Annotated in this window: 1 protein-coding gene; it reads right to left on the bottom strand. The window is 62.0% G+C overall.

The window, feature by feature from the left end; genetic code table 11:
* On the bottom strand, positions 1 to 595 hold a 595-nt coding region (locus ACTFO6_RS17455; RefSeq protein ID WP_439935701.1), incomplete at its 3' end, for a restriction endonuclease subunit S.
* Between the last annotated feature and the right edge of the window lie 58 nt (positions 596 to 653).

Genomic DNA, 653 nt, shown 5'->3' with positions numbered 1-653 from the left:
TCGCCGTCTCCCGGTCGAGGAACGCGGCGATGGCGCGTTGCTCGGGTTCGGGGGGAACGGCGAGGTCAAATGTCGCCATTGTGCGCTCATTGATCGCTGGAAAGCTCACACCTGTAGAGTTCGCCACAACCCGATCGACGAAGTATGGCGCTCGAAGGGCATAGGCGGCGAACTCAGTGGTGAGTTCGTCGCGTGGCCGAACCACGGCGAATCCGGTGGAGACCACGAGGCCCGGTTCAGGGTCGTGGATGGGGGCGATCGCACGAAGGTACGTTCTTACCGTTGAAACAATTACGTCGCCATGTCGCACCAATCTCCGTGCGCGTGATGGCGCCGTGGCGAATGTCAGCGACTCACGCTCGATCACGCGGCCTAGACTGTCGACACCGCCAATGTCCACGTATGACATCTCGAACTCCGGATCAGTGTCCTCAGGAAGCGACTCTGGATTCGTAGCGGCTAGATACTTCAGCCAGTTCACCTCCCAATGCGCCGGAATCTCCCCGAGCCACTCGACGCCGGAATCCTTGTACGCCGGGTACGGCTTGAACCGCCGCAGCGGTTTCGCGCGCAGCGTGTCCAAGGCTTCGCTCACGAGGCCGCCTCCTGCGCCAGGCGCTCCGGGTTCCAGATCAGCTCAGCGAGCTTGAGAT

Origin of the sequence: Pelomicrobium sp. G1 (assembly GCF_051905455.1) — a bacterium.
GTDB lineage: Bacteria > Pseudomonadota > Gammaproteobacteria > Burkholderiales > UBA6910 > Pelomicrobium.
This window is presented reverse-complemented; position numbering and strand designations above follow the sequence as displayed.